Here is a 16,037-nt window from a genome sequence, read left to right as displayed (position 1 = left end):
CAAGCCGAAGGAAAGGAGAAAAGAGATGCGTGTGAATAGGAGAAGTTTTCTGACTTGGATTTCGGTTGTTCTTCTGCTTTTTTCTTTATCTGCCTGTAAAACGAGTGAGAAGAGAAGGGAAAAGAAGAAAATAAAAATCGGCATCACCCTGTATGACAGTCATGATACCTTTATCACCGGCTATATGAGCGCCTTTGACAAGGAAGTGGCGGAGAAGCGTGGAGAAGGCTATGAGGTGGATGTTCTCCGTTTCAATGCGGAGGGAAGTCAGTCCGTGCAAAATGAGCAGGTAGAGGAAATGTTGCAAAATTCCTGTGATGTGCTTTGCATCAATTTGGTGGATCGGACTGCACCGTCTGAGATTATTGACATGGCTAAGAAGAAAAATACACCGGTTATTTTCTTTAACAGAGAACTTGTGGAAGAGGATTTGTACCGCTGGAATCAACTCTATTATGTCGGGGCGGATGCTAAGCAGTCCGGGATATTACAGGGAGAATTGGTAGCGGAGGATATATTGGCGGAGGCGGAGAAAGAAGCTTCCGGAAGAGAAGAAGGAAAGGAAGGAGAGCTTTCGGCAGAGCCGGAGTCGAAAGAAGAGTCGATTTCTTCTGCGGAAGAACCGGGAGAGGCAGAAACGACAAGGAAGCCGGAAGAAGAAACGAATCCGGAAGAACCGGCGCCGGAAGGCGTTACAGAGTCGGAAGACATTACGGAGTCGGAAACGGAATGGGCAGGAGAACTTGGCGGGAGACTCTTAGGGGAAGAATTCGATACGACAGTACAGTCGAAAACAGAGTCGAGAGAGTCTGTAGCGTTGCCTCGAAGTGTAGACAAAAACGGAGACGGTAAGCTGCAGTATGTCCTCTTTGAGGGAGAGGCGGGACATCAGGACGCCATCATGCGGACCGAGTATGTGGTCAGTACTTTGCAAAAGAAGGGGATTCCTCTGGAAAGACTGGGATACGGCATTGCAAACTGGAGCAGAGCGGAAGCGCAGAGTAGGATGATGCAGCTTTATTCGGAATTAGAGGATAAGATTGAATTAATTCTTTCTAACAATGATGATATGGCTCTTGGCGTATTGGATGCGTATGATAAAATAGGGGTGCAAAAGGATGCGCGCCCATGGATATACGGCATTGACGGAACCATGGCAGGCATCAATGCTGTTAAAAAAGGAGCAATGAAGGCGACGGTGTATAATGATGAGATGGCACAGGCCAAGGCTCTTTTCAACATTGCCTTTCAGCTTGCGACAGAGGATGGAGGAAAGGAAGGGGATAGGGATATCCAGAAGATTACCAAAATTCCCTACAGGAAGGTAACCGGTGAAAATTATGCAGAATTCAGAGCAGAAGAGTAATAGCGAAAAAGAGAGATTGGATTTTGGTATCAGCGGGATTCCCCTTTTGGCGATTCTCCTGATGTGCTTTTTCTTTTTCCGTTTTCCGGAGAATTCGAATCGGGGTTTATCCGCGATTCGCAGCTTTTTGGGTTCGGAATTTGCCGTATATTACCTGGGCTTGGGGCTCTTTATCTTTCTTCTCTCTTTGTTTATTGCCTTTTCTCCCTATGGAACGATTGTTTTGGGAAAGCCGGACGAGAAGCCGGCCTATTCTTTTTTTACCTGGGGAAGTATGATGTTCACTGCGGGGCTCGCGGCGGATATCTTGTTTTACTCTCTCTGTGAATGGATTTTGTATGTGAGAGAGCCTTATATTCAAAGCCTCGGTAATGCGGAAGAGTGGGCGACCGTTTACACCCTGTTTCACTGGGGCTTTATTCCCTGGGGCTTTTATCTGGTTCTTGCGGCGGCTTTCGGGTTCATGCTTCATGTTCGGAAACGGAAGAGGCAGCGTTATTCGGAAGCTTGCAGATCGATTCTCAAAGAAAAGACGGACGGAATACTGGGACGCGGAATAGACCTTTTGGCTGTTTTTGCATTACTTGCGGGGACCGCCACGACCTTTTCCGTAGCGACGCCGCTCATGGCCGAAATTATCAGAAAGGTTCTGCCGGGCTTTTCCACAGTGAGCTTGACCATTTTGATTCTGGTTATTACCTGCGTGGTTTATACCTACTCCCTCTTAAAGGGCATGGCGGGGATTTCTCTTTTGGCAAAAACCTGCACATGGCTTTTTTACTCGCTGTTATTTTATGTCTTCTTTTTCGGAGGGGCCGGCAATTTTATTTTGAAGCACGGCTTTTCTGCCTTTGGGAAAATGGTGGAACACTTCCCGAGCATGGCGACCTATACGGATGCACTCGGGGAGAATCATTTTCCGGAGAATTGGACAATCTTTTACTGGGCCTACTGGATGGTTTGGTGTGTGGCATCTCCCTTTTTTATCGGAAGTATCAGTAAGGGGAGAACGATACGGCAAACCATATTGGGAGGCTATGTCTTCGGAGTGGGCAGTACTTTTGTGAGCTTCCTGGTTTTAGGAAATTACAGCCTGTCTCTGGAACTCTTCCACAGAGTCCCGATTCTTTCGATTTATGAAAAGACACAGTCTCTTTATGAGGTGATCGTACAAGCCCTGGAGGCCCTTCCGCTGGCACCTTTGGTACTGGCTCTGCTCTTCCTTACCATGCTTGCTTTTTATGCCACATCCTTTGATTCGATTGCTTTGGTGGCATCGCAGTACAGCTATAAGAATTTGGAGGAAGGAGAAGAACCGAATAAGAAGGTGCAGGGATTCTGGGCGGTTCTCTTGATCCTTTTACCGCTTGCTCTGGTTTTTTCGGAAAGCTCTATGGCAAACCTGCAATCGGTTTCAATTATTGCCGCTTTTCCGATCGGATTTATTATCCTCTTAATCAGCTTCAGCTTTCTGAAAGATGCCAAGGCGTATTTGAAGGAGCTGGAAAAGAGGAAAACGGGAAATAGCGAGGAAGAAGCGGGAAAGGAATAAAACGAAATGTTACAAGGCTTTTTTAATTATGACAACGATATATGGCGTTTTGTGGGCAGACTTGCGGACATCATGGTACTGAACTTACTTTGGATTGTCTGCTCGCTTCCGATTGTGACTTTCGGGATTTCCACGACTGCCCTGTACTATTGCACTTTGAAAATCGTGAAAGATGAGGATGACGGAAATTTTCGTATGTTTTTCCGTTCTTTTAAAAGGAATTGGAAGGAAGGGCTGATTATCTGGCTGATTCTTCTTCCCGTCCTGGGCATTTTGCTTTTGGATCATCGATTCTTCACCGTGCTTTTTCAGAATCATGCCGTCCTACGCTTTCTTCTGCAAGGAATTACCGATGCACTGATTTTGCTTTGGATTTTCGTATTTCTGTATGTATGGCCGCTTCTCTCCCGCTTTGAAAACAGTTGGCAGAAGGTGATGCTCCATGCCTTACTGATGTCCATTCACCACCTTCCCTATACCTTGGGAATTCTGGCTTTGGACTTTGCATCGGTCATTCTGATTTTCTTTTTACTGAGACTTGTTCCGATGTTTGTTCCCGTCTTCTTTATTTTGGGATTTCCGCTGCTGGCTTGGATGAATTCCGCTTTTTTCAGGAGGATTTTTGCCCGCTACGAGAAAAAGAAGCCGGAAGAGCAAGAGCCCGAAGAGGAAAATGTACAAAGTGAGAAATAAAAAAACTCCCATAAAAGGGAGGAGGCAGGGGCAACACCAAGGTTACTCCTGCCAAGTATTATGAAAAAAATCTATTTAATGAATAACGTTTATTTCGTTATCTGCATGCAGTATAAAAAAGAGGCATGAATAAACTATGTTTATGCTGTAAACAATGTGATAACAAAATATGAATGAATCATGAACTGAGAGGGAATATGCTGTTTAGAGAGGATTTAGCGGAAGAAAAAGATCCGTTTTCGGATTGGCCGGAGAGCTTCTATGAAGAGAGGAATCCGGAAAAAAGGGAAAAGCTTATTTTAGAAAAAATAAGACGCTTGCAGGGAGATGCGCCGGAAGAGCAGAGTGAAAAAGAGAAACGGGAAGAAGAGCAGCCGGAAGAGCAGAGTGAAAACGGGAAACAGGAAGAAGCGCAGCCGGAAGAGCAGAGTGAAAACGGGAAGCGGGAAGAAGAGAAGCGAGAAGAAGAAAAACGGCTAAGTGTGCTTTATGAACGCTATCCGAGTCTGCAGGATCGTCCGCTCCGGGAAAGCAAAGCGTTTCAAAAGAATCCCGTCATTGTGGACCGGTACATGTACAGCTGGATGAATATTCTGATTGCAGGCAGAACCGGGATTCACTTTTGGAATCGAAGGGCGGTAAAAAAAGAGCTTGATAAGCTCCTCGATATTTTTGTTTCGGACGGGAAAATGGAAGGACAAACGGAAGGCGGAGCGGATGCGCTTTCGGCTTTGCGACAGAAAGAGATAGAGTGCTTTGCCTTACTTTGGCTGGAAAACTGTGTAAAGGATAAAAGCTATGGCTCTACAGTCTTTGGGATGATTCGCATGAGCGATGAGTCCCTGTCCAGAAAGATGGCGGAGGAAATAGGAGAGGTTTTGCTGTTTATTCCTGCGGCGGTAGGCCTGGAAGAAAAGGCAAGGCCTGTGAAAGAAGTATTTTTGGAGCTTTATTTCCGGAAGATAAACGGGGGAGAAGAGCAATGGAAGACGGTAATGGAGGAAAGGGGTCTGAATGGAAATGGAAGCAGTGATTTTTGATGTGGACGGAACGATTTGGGACAGTGCGAAGGAAGTAGCGGAGTCTTGGACGGAGGCGTTTCAGAACTACCCTGAGAGCAAGGGGAGAGTTCTTACGGCTGCGGATTTGGAACCGTATATGGGGCTCACGATGGAAGCCATCGGAGAGGGGCTGCTTCCCGGATTGGAGAAGGAGAGAAGAGAAGAAATCATGTGCTATGCCATGGAGTATGAAAATATTTACCTGGCAAAACATCCCGGCAGGTTTTTTCCGGATTTTGTTTCTACGGTGAAAAGCTTGGAGAAAGCCGGGAAAAAACTTTTTATCGTCTCCAACTGTCAGTCGGGCTATATAGAAGCCATGCTTACTGCGGCAGGCTTAGCCTTCGGGGAAGGGCAGCTTATCCGGGATATCGAGTGCTTCGGGAATACCGGAAAATCCAAGGCGGAGAACATCCGTCTTGTTATGGAAAGAAACGGTCTGAGCCGGGAAAAGACGGTTTACCTTGGCGATACCGCATTGGACCGTGCTTCCGCAAAGGAATGCGGGATTCCCTTTATTTTCGCTTCATACGGTTTTGGGAATCCGGAGAGCTTTGAAGAGAAAATCACTTGTCTTAAGGAACTTCCGGAAGCGCTGGAACGGCTTGCAAAGAGGGGATAGAGCTCGTTTCCTTTTGCCGAAAATTTGTAAAAAAGTCCATTTTGTGCTAGGATATGATTTTGCAGAAAGATACAAAGAGGTATTTTTATGGGGTCATATACGGTATTACAATGGACTACTTTTTTTATGCTCTATTGTATGTTCGGATGGTGTTTTGAATCAACTTACTGCTCCATCAAGTCGGGGCACCTGCAAAACAGAGGATTTTGCCATGGACCTTGGCTTCCGATTTACGGCGTAGGAGCATCTCTCTTACTTCTGTTTACACAGGGGCATGAGGGAAATCGACTGTATTTGTTCTTGGTCGGTTTTTTCGGCGGTACTTGCTTGGAGCTCGTTACCGGATTTTTAATGAACAAAATCTTCCATATGCGTTGGTGGGATTATTCGCAGAATCCCCTGAATTTTCACGGCTACATTTGCTTACCGGCATCCATTGGCTGGGGGCTTGCCGCCATTTTTGTGATCCGGGTAGTGCATCCTCGAATTGCCAGTATTCCGGAGACCTGGTCGTACATCACCTTTGTTGTGATGAATACCATTTTTTATACTTTATTTGTGGAAGATGTGATTTTCTCCGTGATTGCCGCACTGGAACTGAAGGAAAGAGTTACACGTCTGGCGGCGAATTCGGAGGAGATCCAGCTTTTGAGAAAATCCATTGCCGAAGTCTATGAGAAACTTGCAGATACCAAAGCGGAATGGGAACAGTCCGCGGAAGAAATCCGGGAAGTCCAGAAGACGGAAGGCAATGTAGCGGCGGCAAAGCTGGTAGCGAGCTCCGTAAAGGATTCCACTGTAGCGGTAGCGAGTACTGTAAAGGATTCCACCGTAGCGGTAGCGAGTACCGTAAAAGATTCTACCGTGGCCATGGCGAGTTCCATGAAGGACTCCACCGTGGCGGTAGCCAGCAGCCTGAAGAACTCTGTCGTAGCAGTAGCAGGCAATGTCAAGGATTCCGCGGAAGCCATCTTCTCTGGGCAGAAAACGCTCGTTGAGTTGGAAAAAGACAAGACCCGTTTGGAAGAGCGACTTTCTCTTCTGGAAGACGGCGGAAATGAAAACAGCGGAAAGATGCCTTGGTGGGTAAAAACGATGCTTCGGAACAATCCGGAGGCGGTGTCCGAGGCAAGTGGATTTGACGATTTAAAGAAAGCGGCTCTAAAGCCCTTAAAGGATACAAATCAGCATGGAAGCCTTTAGAAAAAAGAAGCTGAATCAAGCTCTTTAGGAGGAGGAAATGAGTTTAGCACGCACGATGGAAGGTCTCATGGCGGGGAATTCCGTCATTCGGAAAATGTTTGAAATGGGACAGGAAATGGCGAAAAATTATGGAAAAGATCAGGTCTATGATTTCAGCCTGGGAAATCCCGTTGCGCCGGTACCCTATGAGGTGAAGAATGCCATTATCAGTCTTTTGGAAAATCAGGATCCGCATGAGATTCACGGTTATATGAAAAATGCCGGTTTCGATGATGTTCGAACACAGGTTGCGGAGCATTTGAACTCCCGTTTCGGGCAAAACTACCATAAGGACAATATTTTACTTTGTGCAGGTGCTGCAGGGGGACTGAATATCCTTATGCGCTGCCTTTTGGACGAGGAGGATGAGGTCCTTTGCTTTGCCCCGTATTTTACGGAATACAAGTCCTATGTTTCCCATTATAAGGGAAAACTGGCTGTAGTTCCGATGAGGGCGGACGATTTCTCTCTGAATTTGGACGCTGCAGAGCGGATGATCAGACAGAGAACCAAGGCGGTGATTCTCAATAACCCGAATAACCCCAGCGGCATCATTTACTCCGAAGAAGAACTGCTTCTTTTAACGAAGATGCTGAAGGAGGCGGAAGAAAGAGTAGGGCATCCGATTTATCTGATTTGTGATGAACCGTATCGTGAACTGGCCTACGACGGACGGGAGGTTCCGTATTTACCGAATCTGTATCGAAACAGCATCTATCTCTATTCCTTTTCCAAGACACTTTCCATTCCGGGTGAGCGTATCGGCTATATGGCAATTTCCGATGCAGTGGAGGACGGAGAGCTGCTTATGCAGGCGGCAATCATTACCGGGCGGACACTCGGCTTTGTCAATGCCCCTTCCTTATTCCAAAAGGTAATCGGGCAGTGCCTGGATGTGAAAATTGATTTGGGCTTCTATGACAGAAACCGTAAATTACTCTACACGGAGCTTACCGAAATGGGCTTTACCTGTGTACCGCCTCAGGGCGCCTTTTATCTTCTTGTGAAGTCCCCTCTGGAAGACACGGAAAGCTTTGTGAAGCTTGCGGAAAAGCAGCATATTATTTTGGTTCCGACGGACGGATTCGGACTTCCCGGTTATTTCCGTTTAGCCTATTGTGTGCCTTATGAGAAGATAGAAGCGTCTCTTCCGGCCTTTCGTGCTTTGGCAGAGGATTGCAGAAATTGGGAGAGCGAAAAGGAGGCGGAAGAGGAGAGATAGACTCTCTCCGGGGTATAAGTACGATTAAAATGAGGGGCACGGGATTTGCCCTTGCGTGACTCCGGTTTCTAAGAAGATAGCAAAAGAGCAAGGCGTGCGCCTTGCTCTTTTGCTATCATTTTGAAGGGGGACTCCGAAACCTGTATTTACAGGAGAAGGTTCCGGAGTTGAGTATGAAAAGCTTTTTTATTAGTTACATCTTATGTAACTGTGTATAGGATAATCGGAAACTGTGATTAAAATATGTTTTATGACTTAAAGAAAAATAAAAAAGATAAAGAAAAACAGTAGAAAAGAAGGAAAGGATGAAAGAAATCTTACAAAGCTGCAAGAATTGCGAGGGAGGACACGTAAGAGAAGTAAAAAGAGAGGAATCTGTTCCTTCGGACTAAAAAGCACTGGACAAAGTTAGATGGAACTAATATAATCCTCATTATGGTTAGTTAATATAAACTAACTAATAGAGGGGTAATTATGGAGAAGGGCAGAGTATTCTTTAAAAAAAACAAGACAGCAGAAGATTTGGTAAAAGAACATCTCTGTCTGAATGCACCGGTTATTGTCGGTTTAAAGCCGGCGGCAATCTTTACAGTCACGAAGGAAGAAAAGAAATTATTGGAAAGAGTGCTGCTCCAAAGAAGAAATGCGGGAGCAGAGAAGGGAACGGAAAGCGAGCTTTCCATTTTGACTTTATATTCAGCAGAGAAGGAAAGCATTTTACTATACCGAAAAGAAACCTTACTTCGCCATTTGGCGGATAAAAGGGTACAGCGTTTTTTGTATTCCTTACATCTGGGATATGAGGAAGGAGAAGACTGGATTCTACGTTTTAAGGAGCGCTTCCAAAACTATAAAGGGGCGGGAGACGTATTTCCTCACGAGGTCGGTATTTTCTTGGGCTATCCTCTTTGGGACATTCGTGCATTTATCGAGAATCCCAGGCAAAAGGCGAAGCTGACGGGGTACTGGAAGGTTTACTTTGATGTAGAGGGGGCATTGAGACGTTTTCAACTTTTTGACGAATGTATAGCCCGCTTTACAGCACTTGCCGAGCGTTGTGAGAATTTGGCTGTGATGGCCGAGTACTGCTGTGAGAAGGCCATGGCGGCATAACCGAGAGCTATTGTAAGAAGGCCATGGCGGCATAACCGAGAGCTATTGTAAGAAGGCTAGGGCGGCATAACCGAGAGCTGCTGTGAGAAAGCCATGGCGGCATAGCCGGAAAGATTCCCTAAGGGGGGATTCATTTATTCGTGTTCCATCTATTGGAAAGGAAAGCTTATTGCAAACAGGACAAAGAACTGTTGCAATAGCAACAAGTAATTCCCGGTAAAATAGTATGATATAGACAAAGGAGCAAATGTATTTTTTACAAAGGAGGACAAACGATGATTAAGGTTGTATTTTGGAGCCAGACAGGAAATACAGAGGCTATGGCCGATGCGGTAGTAGAGGGCATTCAGGCTGCAGGCGGAGAGGGAAAGGCAATCAGCGTATCCGATATTTCCGCAGCCGATTTGGCAGGAGAATCCGTTTTTGCTTTAGGATGTCCCGCAATGGGAGATGAGGTTCTGGATGAGGGCGAGATGGAACCTTTCGTAGAAGAGTTGCTTCCGTCCGTTTCGGGAAAGAAGATTGCTCTTTTCGGATCCTATGACTGGGGTGATGGAGAGTGGATGCGTACCTGGGAAGGAAGAATGAAAGAGGCCGGAGCGGTTTTAGTGGCGGAGCCCGTTATCTGCAACCTGACACCGGATGAAGAAGGACTTGCAAACTGTAAGGCTTTAGGAGAGGCTTTGGCTAAGGCTTAAGGAAAAAAGGAGATATCGCAGGCTTTGCGAGCGATACTCGTTATGAACAGGATGTCTCAGGCTTTGCCCGCGTCACTTGTTAAGAATAGGAAGAGGTTCTGCATACGCAGGGCCTCTTTTTTGCTGTGAGAGGACGGCACGCCTCCTACTCGATTCTTAACAAATAAAACACGGAAGATACGGTTAATATTTCAAAATATTTAATAAATACACAAGAAAGAATGTATAAAAATGACTTTACGGCTATTTTCAAAAGATTTAAGATAGAGCAATCAAATAATTAAAAATATTGAATCATATGAACTCGCTTTTTCATATAGGAATTCCCTTTTTCATCACGGAAAGGATACGGAAAATGAATCAGTTGAAAAATTGCTTGGAAAACAGAGGTTTGGAGATTCCCTTAATACAGGGAGGAATGGGAGTAGGCGTTTCCCTTTCCGGCTTAGCGGGGGCTGTGGCAAGAACAGGTGCTATGGGCTGTATCAGCACCGCGGACTGCGGCTACCGTGAGGAGGATTTTCGCCGTTCTCCTGAGGAGGCGAATCTGCGGGCCTTGCGGAAGGAGATCCGAAGGGCAAGGGAACGCAGTGAGGGAAGAGGACTGCTTTCCATTAACGCTATGGTTGCCACAAGACAGTGGGAGGATGCTATAAAAGTTGCCGTGGAAGAGGGAATCGATGCCGTGATTTCCGGAGCAGGCCTGCCCTTAAGTCTGCCGGAACTGGTGCCGGAGGGAAAGGCGCTTATTGCGCCCATTGTTTCCAGCGGCAGGGCGGCCAAGGTTTTACTCAAAACATGGAGCCAAAAGTATCAAAGGACTGCCGATTTTGTGGTTTTGGAAGGTCCCCTGGCAGGAGGGCACCTGGGCTTTAAGGCCGTAGAAGTGGAGGAAGGGAAGGCTAAATCGCTGGAGGAATTGATTCCGGAAGTTTTGACCGTATTGCAAAGCTTTGAAGAAGAATTCGGCCGGAAGATTCCGCTTTTTGCAGCGGGAGGAATCTGGAGCAGGGAAGACATTGTAAGAGTACAAGAGGCGGGAGCTTACGGTGTACAGATGGCTACCCGTTTTATCGGCACCGAGGAATGTGACGCGAGTACCGCCTATAAAGAATATCTTATTTCCAAGGGTGAAAAGGACCTTGCTATCATCCATAGTCCGGTAGGAATGCCGGGAAGGGCGGTGAAGAGCCCTATGCTGGAAAAGCTGGGAGAAACAGGACGTATTCCTCCGAAACATTGCTCCCGCTGTATTCACAGTTGCGATCCGGGAAGCGTGAAATATTGTATTACCCATGCACTCATTTCCGCAGTAGAGGGAAATGTGGGGGAGGGTCTCTTCTTCTCGGGAGCCAATCTGGGAAAGCTTCGGGAAATTGTATCGGTGCGCGAAATAGTGGAGGAATTGTTCCCGGGGAAAGAAAAAACCCCCGCCCCAAAAGGGACGGAGGACATTTTGAAAGTGTAAAGGGAGGAGAACCGCTTTTACGCCAGTTTCTCTTTCAGCCACTCCAGTAAGACCACAGCTTGATTCATTTTTTCCTCCTTGGAAGCAAAGAGGAGACTGACATTTTCCTTTTCCAGATGTTCTTTTACGAGTTGAATCAGGCTTTCTTTATCAGGATTATTTTCCAATTCCTCCCGATAGAGCTCGCGAAAACGAGGAAAAAGCTCTTCCTTGTGGTCAAACCACTTTCTCAGGTGGGTGGAAGGACTGAAATCCTTTGCCCAGTAGTCAATTGCCGCTTTTTCTTTTGCCACGCCTCGTGGCCATAATCGGTCTGTTAATATTCGAAAACCGTCCGTTTCAGCCTGCGCAAGATAAATTCGTTTCGTTTGTAACCGACACATATTGCACTCACTTTCTCCCCAAGAGGAAATCTGCAGTGTTGCATAGAAAACGGGAGTACCGGCGTGAATCCCGGAAAACTCATTTTCCTAAGAACTACACTACCAAATCGAGCCTATTACGATATTCGTTTTATTGTATAGATAAATATAGCATATGCGAATAGCAGTTTCCAGTGAATTTCAAAAAGAGATTGCCCCCTTTAGAGCAATCTCTTTTTATGATCCTTAACGAGTATCGCTCGCGCAGCGTGCAGTATCTCGTTTCTCTTTATGCTGTTTCCGGGAAGAAAATCTTCATGTCATCTTCTACGGTTCCGATTCCGGCAATACCGAAGTTCTCTACAAGAACCTTGGCTACGTTCGGAGAAAGGAAGGCGGGAAGGGTTGGTCCAAGGTGAATGTTCTTTACTCCTAAGTAGAGAAGGGCAAGAAGAACAATAACAGCCTTCTGCTCATACCAAGCAATGTTGTATGCGAGTGGTAACTTGTTTACATCATCCAAGCCGAATACTTCCTTCAGCTTCAGAGCGATTAAGGCTAAGGAGTAGGAGTCGTTACACTGTCCGGCATCGAGAACTCTTGGAATTCCGCCGATATCGCCAAGATCCAGCTTATTGTACTTATACTTTGCACATCCTGCGGTTAAGATTATGGCATCCTTTGGAAGTGCCTTGGCAAACTCTGTGTAGTAATCTCTCTTCTTCTGTCTTCCGTCACAACCTGCCATAACCACGAACTTCTTGATGGCGCCGGACTTTACAGCTTCTACCACCTTATCCGCGAGGGCAAATACCTGCTCATGCGCAAATCCGCCCACGATGGTTCCGGTCTCGATTTCTGTTGGAGCGGGGCAGGACTTAGCCTGTTCAATGATGGCAGAGAAATCCTTGATTTCGCCATACTTTCCGCCGATGTGCTTGCATCCGGGGAAACCTGCAGCACCGGTAGTCCAAAGTCTGTCCTTATAGCTATCCTTTGGCGGAACGATACAGTTTGTGGTCATCAGGATTGGTCCGTTAAACGGCTCGAACTCTTCCTTCTGCTTCCACCAGGCATTTCCGTAGTTTCCTGCGAAGTGCTTATACTTCTTAAAGAAGGGGTAGTAGTGGGCAGGGAGCATCTCGGAGTGGGTGTAAACATCTACGCCTGTGCCCTCTGTCTGGTCCAGAAGCATTTCAAGGTCCCTAAGATCGTGTCCGGAAACGAGAATTCCCGGGTTATTTCGAACACCGATATTTACGGTCGTGATTTCAGGATTTCCGTAGGTGGAAGTATTTGCGCTGTCAAGAAGGGCCATACCCTCTACACCGGCCTTACCGGTCTCTAAGGTAAGAGCTACCAAATCGTCTACGGAGAGGCTGTCATCCAATGTTTTTGTAAGAGCCTTCTGGATGAAAGCGTCAACATTGGCATCATCCTTTAAAAGTGCGTTTGCATGCTTGGAATAAGCGGCAAGACCCTTTAATCCGTAAGTGATTAACTCTCTTAAAGAACGGATATCTTCATTTTCCGTAGCTAAAACACCGATGCTCTGTGCAAAGATCTCGTAATCCTTCTCTGCGACTTCCACGGTTGCGGCCTTTGGAAGCTTTGCGCTGTCGGAAAGTGTTGCTCTAACCGCATCTCTAAGCGCGAAGGTTTCCTTAATATTTTCCACGATAGCATCCTTATCAAAGTTTGCATTGGTAATGGTGATGAAAAGGTTCATCGTTACGCGGTGATTCAACTCCGGAGAAACTTCTTTTCCCTCGGCTCTTAACTCTTCAGCCACAGCGGATAAGCCCTTAGTGGCATAGACCAAAAGGTCCTGCATAGCCGCGACATCCGGTTTCTTTCCGCAAACACCGGATACGGTACATCCGGAACAGTTTGCCGTTTCCTGACATTGATAACAAAACATCTTATTCTCCATTTTTCCCTCCTAAGAAAAAACCTGACTCATTCTTACTTTGCGAAGAGGCGTTTACGCCCGGAACAATCTCGGAAGAACGCTCCCCGCCGCTCGATGTTCTCCATTTTGCAATAAAAGGGAAGAAAAATATGTTGCGCGCGCAACAAAATAAGATTAGACTGTGCATTAATTAAATACAAAGAGGATGGAGTACTTATGATAGAAGAAAAGAAGGCTTGCTGCAGTTGCGGATGCAGTACCACGGAAGAGCGGAAAAAGCTGAATAAGGAGGAGGTTCTTCGTTATTCGGATATGGAAATTTTTAAGGGCATTGAGAAAGAAAATCTGAATGCCTTGCTTTACTGTATGAAAAGCTATGTACGCTCTTATAAAAAGGGAGAAATGATTCACCTGGAGGAAAATCATGAAAAGCATGTAGGGGTAGTGCTTTACGGCAGCATTCACATGATTAAAACGGATGTCTGGGGAAAGGAAACCCTGCTTACCTATATGGGGGAGGGGGAAATCTTCGGAGAAACCTTCGGAAACAGTGCTTCCGAGGATGAGTATGTCTCTTTTCTTTCCGCTGCAAAGACGGAGGTGCTTTTCCTTTCTTTCGAAAAGGCCATCCATGTTTGTAAAAACCAGTGCGGCTTTCACTTCCGTTTAATTGAGAATCTCTTTGATTTAATCAGCAAAAAAAATATTCAGCTGATGGAGAAGATAGAGGTCACTTCCCGGAGCAGCCTGCGGGAGAAAATTCTGGCCTATTTATCGCTGCAGGCACAAAAACAGAAGTCGAAGTATATAGAACTCGGCTTAAGCCGCACGGATATGGCGCAGTTCCTCTGCACAAACCGTTCCGCGATGACGAGGGAACTCTCCGCTTTAAAAGAGGAGGGGGTGATTGACTTTGATCGAAACACCTTCATCTTGAAAGCACAGGCGGCACTGTAAGAAAAATACTTTATAAAATAAAGGAAAAGACGGGAAAGCCTGTTCATTATGGAAGCACAAAAATACCGCGCGGTTCACGCGCGGTATTTTTTTAATCTATCCAGGCAAATTGCTGTTAACCGGTTGCAATATATAAAAACACTCTATACGGAATTCCATTATAGCGAAATACGGAAGAGAATACCAGTAAAAAATCTATAAACAATAGGAATGGAAACCAAGCTCCCATTCCGTGATTTCTTCCGGAAAGAAGCCTACAGCTGATACTTCTTCTCTAAAGAGCCAAGGGCGGTCAGGTAATGTTCCTGAATCCCTTCTTTTTTCTTTTCCGCCTCGTAAGTCTCACTTTTTTCGTTGATATCCCGAAAATCTTCTTCGCTTAAGCCTCGTTCCGCAAAAGGATAGACGACACTGTTTTCTTTTTCGATATGCAGCTGTAAAAGATGGGCATAGGCCATCGCGTAGGAAAGGATGTCCAGCTTTAACTCCGGAATAGGGTTCTTCCGGTATTCGTTTAAGGCGGTCTCCAGGGCAAGCACATCCGCTCTTCCGAGGTCGTGCTCTACCAGCATGCCGTGTGTAACCAGTTTGTCCGCTACAGGCCCCATTTTGGCAACCATAGCGGGGAAAAGAAACTTTTCTTCCTTTCCGTGGTGGTGTTTATCGGCATAGTTTCTGATAAAATCAATAATTTGCCGAAAATCGTCATCCGGAACTTCGGCGCCCTGCATCATTTGCAAGCAGATTGTACGAACGACTGCGAGAGCCCGATTGATATTACTGTGTTCTTCCTCCATGATGGCAATACTTACATTCATTGTTTTCCTCTTTCTTAGTTAACGTAATCCGGAAAGCCGCCTTTAAAGCGCTACTTATAGAGGCTGTAGTGTCCCTCTTCGCTGCAGTCCAGGTGAAGCTCCGTTCCGAAGAGCATTCCCTCCATGATTTTCGTTCTTAATCGGTAGTAAACTGTCGGATCTCCATCTACAGCAATCCAGAACGGGGCATGGATATCTTCTTCCTGTACCCAGGAGGTTCGTTCCGGATCCTGCTCCGTAATGACATTTACCCTGTCACAGGGCATGCCGTTTAAGAGAGAATCATCCATTTTTCTGTAAGCGTCCGAAGCATCGGAAGAAGCATCGAGCGCGCGTTCTTTTCCAAATTGGAAGGCCAGTTTTTCCAGCTCGGGCAACCGATCCGGATCTTCCTTTAAAACAGAACTGACCAGAAGTGCATAACGCGCTTCCGCATCCTGCACTCTCTCCTGCAGCCATCCGTGAATGTTCATCACGTCAATCAACTCATTTAAGGGGCGAAGCTCCTTGTTTACCGTTTCTTTTTCCAAATGCTTCTCGGAAAAAACGGGCCAGCCGGCCTTCTCGCCGTACTCCGCCATTTTCCGAATCAACTCTTCCTGCAGCTGAATCTTATTGTAAAGCCAATAGTGAATCGGTCCTAAAAATGCACTCATTATTCGGAAACCTCACTTAACTTTTCATTTAAAATGCCGAGAACCGCATTCGGATTTAAACCGTGTACCATGCAAGCGTCCTCTAAGGACTCCATCTGGGAGCTGGGGCAACCCAGGCAGTGCATACCGACCTCAAGTAAGGTATCAATCAACTCCGGGTGCTCATTCACAATCTGTCCTACCAACATATCACTGGAAATCTTTGCCATTTTATATTCCTCCTGATTTTTCTGCTTTTATTTTACTCCCGCGTTTGGAAAGGGAGCAAAATCATCGATGTATAACGAGTATCTTT

Annotated in this window: 16 protein-coding genes; 11 read left to right on the top strand and 5 right to left on the bottom strand. The window is 46.1% G+C overall.

All coding sequences use genetic code 11. The annotated features are described in order from the left end of the window. The first annotated feature begins 25 nt into the window (after positions 1-25). From HMPREF9624_RS07540 to HMPREF9624_RS07495, 10 genes are all read left to right on the top strand, one after another. Positions 26-1,366 carry a galactose ABC transporter substrate-binding protein gene (locus tag HMPREF9624_RS07540; protein WP_009537247.1) on the top strand — a complete coding sequence of 447 codons (1,341 nt, stop codon included), beginning with the start codon at positions 26-28 and terminating at the stop codon, positions 1,364-1,366. Continuing rightward, a complete protein-coding gene (locus HMPREF9624_RS07535) occupies positions 1,341-2,918 on the top strand; it encodes a BCCT family transporter (RefSeq protein ID WP_050801571.1) in 1,578 nt (525 codons plus the stop codon). The genes HMPREF9624_RS07540 and HMPREF9624_RS07535 overlap by 26 nt, the downstream gene beginning before the upstream one ends. Before the next feature lie 6 nt (positions 2,919-2,924). Then, the gene (locus HMPREF9624_RS07530) at positions 2,925-3,611 is read left to right on the top strand and encodes a YesL family protein (RefSeq protein WP_009537245.1); all 687 of its coding nucleotides are present in this window, start codon (positions 2,925-2,927) and stop codon (positions 3,609-3,611) included. Between the two features lie 197 nt (positions 3,612-3,808). After that, complete coding sequence (locus HMPREF9624_RS07525; protein ID WP_009537244.1) at positions 3,809-4,651, top strand: DUF6553 family protein; 843 nt, start codon at positions 3,809-3,811, stop codon at positions 4,649-4,651. Next, positions 4,626-5,294, top strand: a complete 669-nt coding sequence (locus HMPREF9624_RS07520) for an HAD family hydrolase (RefSeq protein WP_009429239.1) — start codon at positions 4,626-4,628, stop codon at positions 5,292-5,294. Before HMPREF9624_RS07525 ends, HMPREF9624_RS07520 begins: the two co-directional genes overlap by 26 nt. 87 nt (positions 5,295-5,381) lie before the next feature. After that, on the top strand, positions 5,382-6,497 hold the full coding sequence (locus HMPREF9624_RS07515; protein WP_009537243.1) for a putative ABC transporter permease: 1,116 nt from the start codon (positions 5,382-5,384) through the stop codon (positions 6,495-6,497). Between the two features lie 37 nt (positions 6,498-6,534). Continuing rightward, the gene (locus tag HMPREF9624_RS07510; protein ID WP_009537242.1) at positions 6,535-7,758 is read left to right on the top strand and encodes a pyridoxal phosphate-dependent aminotransferase; all 1,224 of its coding nucleotides are present in this window, start codon (positions 6,535-6,537) and stop codon (positions 7,756-7,758) included. Between the two features lie 474 nt (positions 7,759-8,232). Then, positions 8,233-8,871 carry a DUF3793 family protein gene (locus HMPREF9624_RS07505; protein ID WP_009537241.1) on the top strand — a complete coding sequence of 213 codons (639 nt, stop codon included), beginning with the start codon at positions 8,233-8,235 and terminating at the stop codon, positions 8,869-8,871. Between the two features lie 275 nt (positions 8,872-9,146). Then, positions 9,147-9,569 carry a flavodoxin gene (locus tag HMPREF9624_RS07500; protein WP_009427658.1) on the top strand — a complete coding sequence of 141 codons (423 nt, stop codon included), beginning with the start codon at positions 9,147-9,149 and terminating at the stop codon, positions 9,567-9,569. A gap of 355 nt (positions 9,570-9,924) precedes the next feature. Further along, positions 9,925-11,037, top strand: coding sequence for an NAD(P)H-dependent flavin oxidoreductase (locus tag HMPREF9624_RS07495; protein ID WP_009537240.1), 1,113 nt, complete (start codon positions 9,925-9,927; stop codon positions 11,035-11,037). A 17-nt stretch (positions 11,038-11,054) separates the two neighbouring features. Here the strand turns inward: HMPREF9624_RS07495 and HMPREF9624_RS07490 are convergent, their stop codons facing one another. After that, positions 11,055-11,420, bottom strand: coding sequence for a DUF488 domain-containing protein (locus HMPREF9624_RS07490; protein WP_009428608.1), 366 nt, complete (start codon positions 11,418-11,420; stop codon positions 11,055-11,057). A gap of 268 nt (positions 11,421-11,688) precedes the next feature. After that, entirely contained in the window at positions 11,689-13,332 is a 1,644-nt protein-coding gene (hcp, locus tag HMPREF9624_RS07485; protein WP_009537239.1) for a hydroxylamine reductase, read from the bottom strand. Positions 13,333-13,527: 195 nt separating this feature from the next. On the opposite strand from hcp, the gene HMPREF9624_RS07480 reads away from it, so the two are divergent. Then, a complete protein-coding gene (locus HMPREF9624_RS07480) occupies positions 13,528-14,268 on the top strand; it encodes a Crp/Fnr family transcriptional regulator (protein WP_009537238.1) in 741 nt (246 codons plus the stop codon). Positions 14,269-14,522: 254 nt separating this feature from the next. On the opposite strand, the gene HMPREF9624_RS07475 is transcribed toward HMPREF9624_RS07480, so the two are convergent. Genes HMPREF9624_RS07475 through HMPREF9624_RS07465 form a run of 3 tightly spaced genes read right to left on the bottom strand, consistent with a single transcriptional unit; the run spans position 14,523 to position 15,951 of the window. Continuing rightward, positions 14,523-15,086 (bottom strand): hemerythrin domain-containing protein, encoded by a 564-nt coding sequence (locus HMPREF9624_RS07475; RefSeq protein ID WP_009537237.1) that lies wholly within the window; start codon positions 15,084-15,086, stop codon positions 14,523-14,525. A 50-nt stretch (positions 15,087-15,136) separates the two neighbouring features. After that, on the bottom strand, positions 15,137-15,742 hold the full coding sequence (locus HMPREF9624_RS07470) for a hypothetical protein (protein WP_009537236.1): 606 nt from the start codon (positions 15,740-15,742) through the stop codon (positions 15,137-15,139). Next, positions 15,742-15,951, bottom strand: coding sequence for a DUF1858 domain-containing protein (locus HMPREF9624_RS07465; protein ID WP_009429475.1), 210 nt, complete (start codon positions 15,949-15,951; stop codon positions 15,742-15,744). Before HMPREF9624_RS07465 ends, HMPREF9624_RS07470 begins: the two co-directional genes overlap by 1 nt. Positions 15,952-16,037 lie beyond the last annotated feature (86 nt).

The organism is Oribacterium asaccharolyticum ACB7 (assembly GCF_000238075.1).
Lineage (GTDB): Bacteria > Bacillota > Clostridia > Lachnospirales > Lachnospiraceae > Oribacterium > Oribacterium asaccharolyticum.
The sequence above is the reverse complement of the archived record's forward strand: the minus strand, read 5'-3'. Positions and strand labels throughout refer to the sequence as shown.

Excerpts from the sequence above, each read along its gene's own strand:
- HMPREF9624_RS07495 (WP_009537240.1), top strand. The coding sequence starts at position 9,925 with ATGAATCAGTTGAAAAATTGCTTGGAAAACAGAGGTTTGGAGATTCCC.
- HMPREF9624_RS07510 (WP_009537242.1), top strand. The coding sequence starts at position 6,535 with ATGAGTTTAGCACGCACGATGGAAGGTCTCATGGCGGGGAATTCCGTC.
- HMPREF9624_RS07530 (WP_009537245.1), top strand. The coding sequence starts at position 2,925 with ATGTTACAAGGCTTTTTTAATTATGACAACGATATATGGCGTTTTGTG.
- HMPREF9624_RS07490 (WP_009428608.1), bottom strand. The coding sequence starts at position 11,420 with ATGTGTCGGTTACAAACGAAACGAATTTATCTTGCGCAGGCTGAAACG.
- HMPREF9624_RS07520 (WP_009429239.1), top strand. The coding sequence starts at position 4,626 with ATGGAAATGGAAGCAGTGATTTTTGATGTGGACGGAACGATTTGGGAC.
- HMPREF9624_RS07540 (WP_009537247.1), top strand. The coding sequence starts at position 26 with ATGCGTGTGAATAGGAGAAGTTTTCTGACTTGGATTTCGGTTGTTCTT.
- HMPREF9624_RS07525 (WP_009537244.1), top strand. The coding sequence starts at position 3,809 with ATGCTGTTTAGAGAGGATTTAGCGGAAGAAAAAGATCCGTTTTCGGAT.
- HMPREF9624_RS07470 (WP_009537236.1), bottom strand. The coding sequence starts at position 15,742 with ATGAGTGCATTTTTAGGACCGATTCACTATTGGCTTTACAATAAGATT.
- HMPREF9624_RS07535 (WP_050801571.1), top strand. The coding sequence starts at position 1,341 with ATGCAGAATTCAGAGCAGAAGAGTAATAGCGAAAAAGAGAGATTGGAT.
- HMPREF9624_RS07475 (WP_009537237.1), bottom strand. The coding sequence starts at position 15,086 with ATGAATGTAAGTATTGCCATCATGGAGGAAGAACACAGTAATATCAAT.
- HMPREF9624_RS07465 (WP_009429475.1), bottom strand. The coding sequence starts at position 15,951 with ATGGCAAAGATTTCCAGTGATATGTTGGTAGGACAGATTGTGAATGAG.
- HMPREF9624_RS07480 (WP_009537238.1), top strand. The coding sequence starts at position 13,528 with ATGATAGAAGAAAAGAAGGCTTGCTGCAGTTGCGGATGCAGTACCACG.
- hcp (WP_009537239.1), bottom strand. The coding sequence starts at position 13,332 with ATGGAGAATAAGATGTTTTGTTATCAATGTCAGGAAACGGCAAACTGT.
- HMPREF9624_RS07515 (WP_009537243.1), top strand. The coding sequence starts at position 5,382 with ATGGGGTCATATACGGTATTACAATGGACTACTTTTTTTATGCTCTAT.
- HMPREF9624_RS07505 (WP_009537241.1), top strand. The coding sequence starts at position 8,233 with ATGGAGAAGGGCAGAGTATTCTTTAAAAAAAACAAGACAGCAGAAGAT.
- HMPREF9624_RS07500 (WP_009427658.1), top strand. The coding sequence starts at position 9,147 with ATGATTAAGGTTGTATTTTGGAGCCAGACAGGAAATACAGAGGCTATG.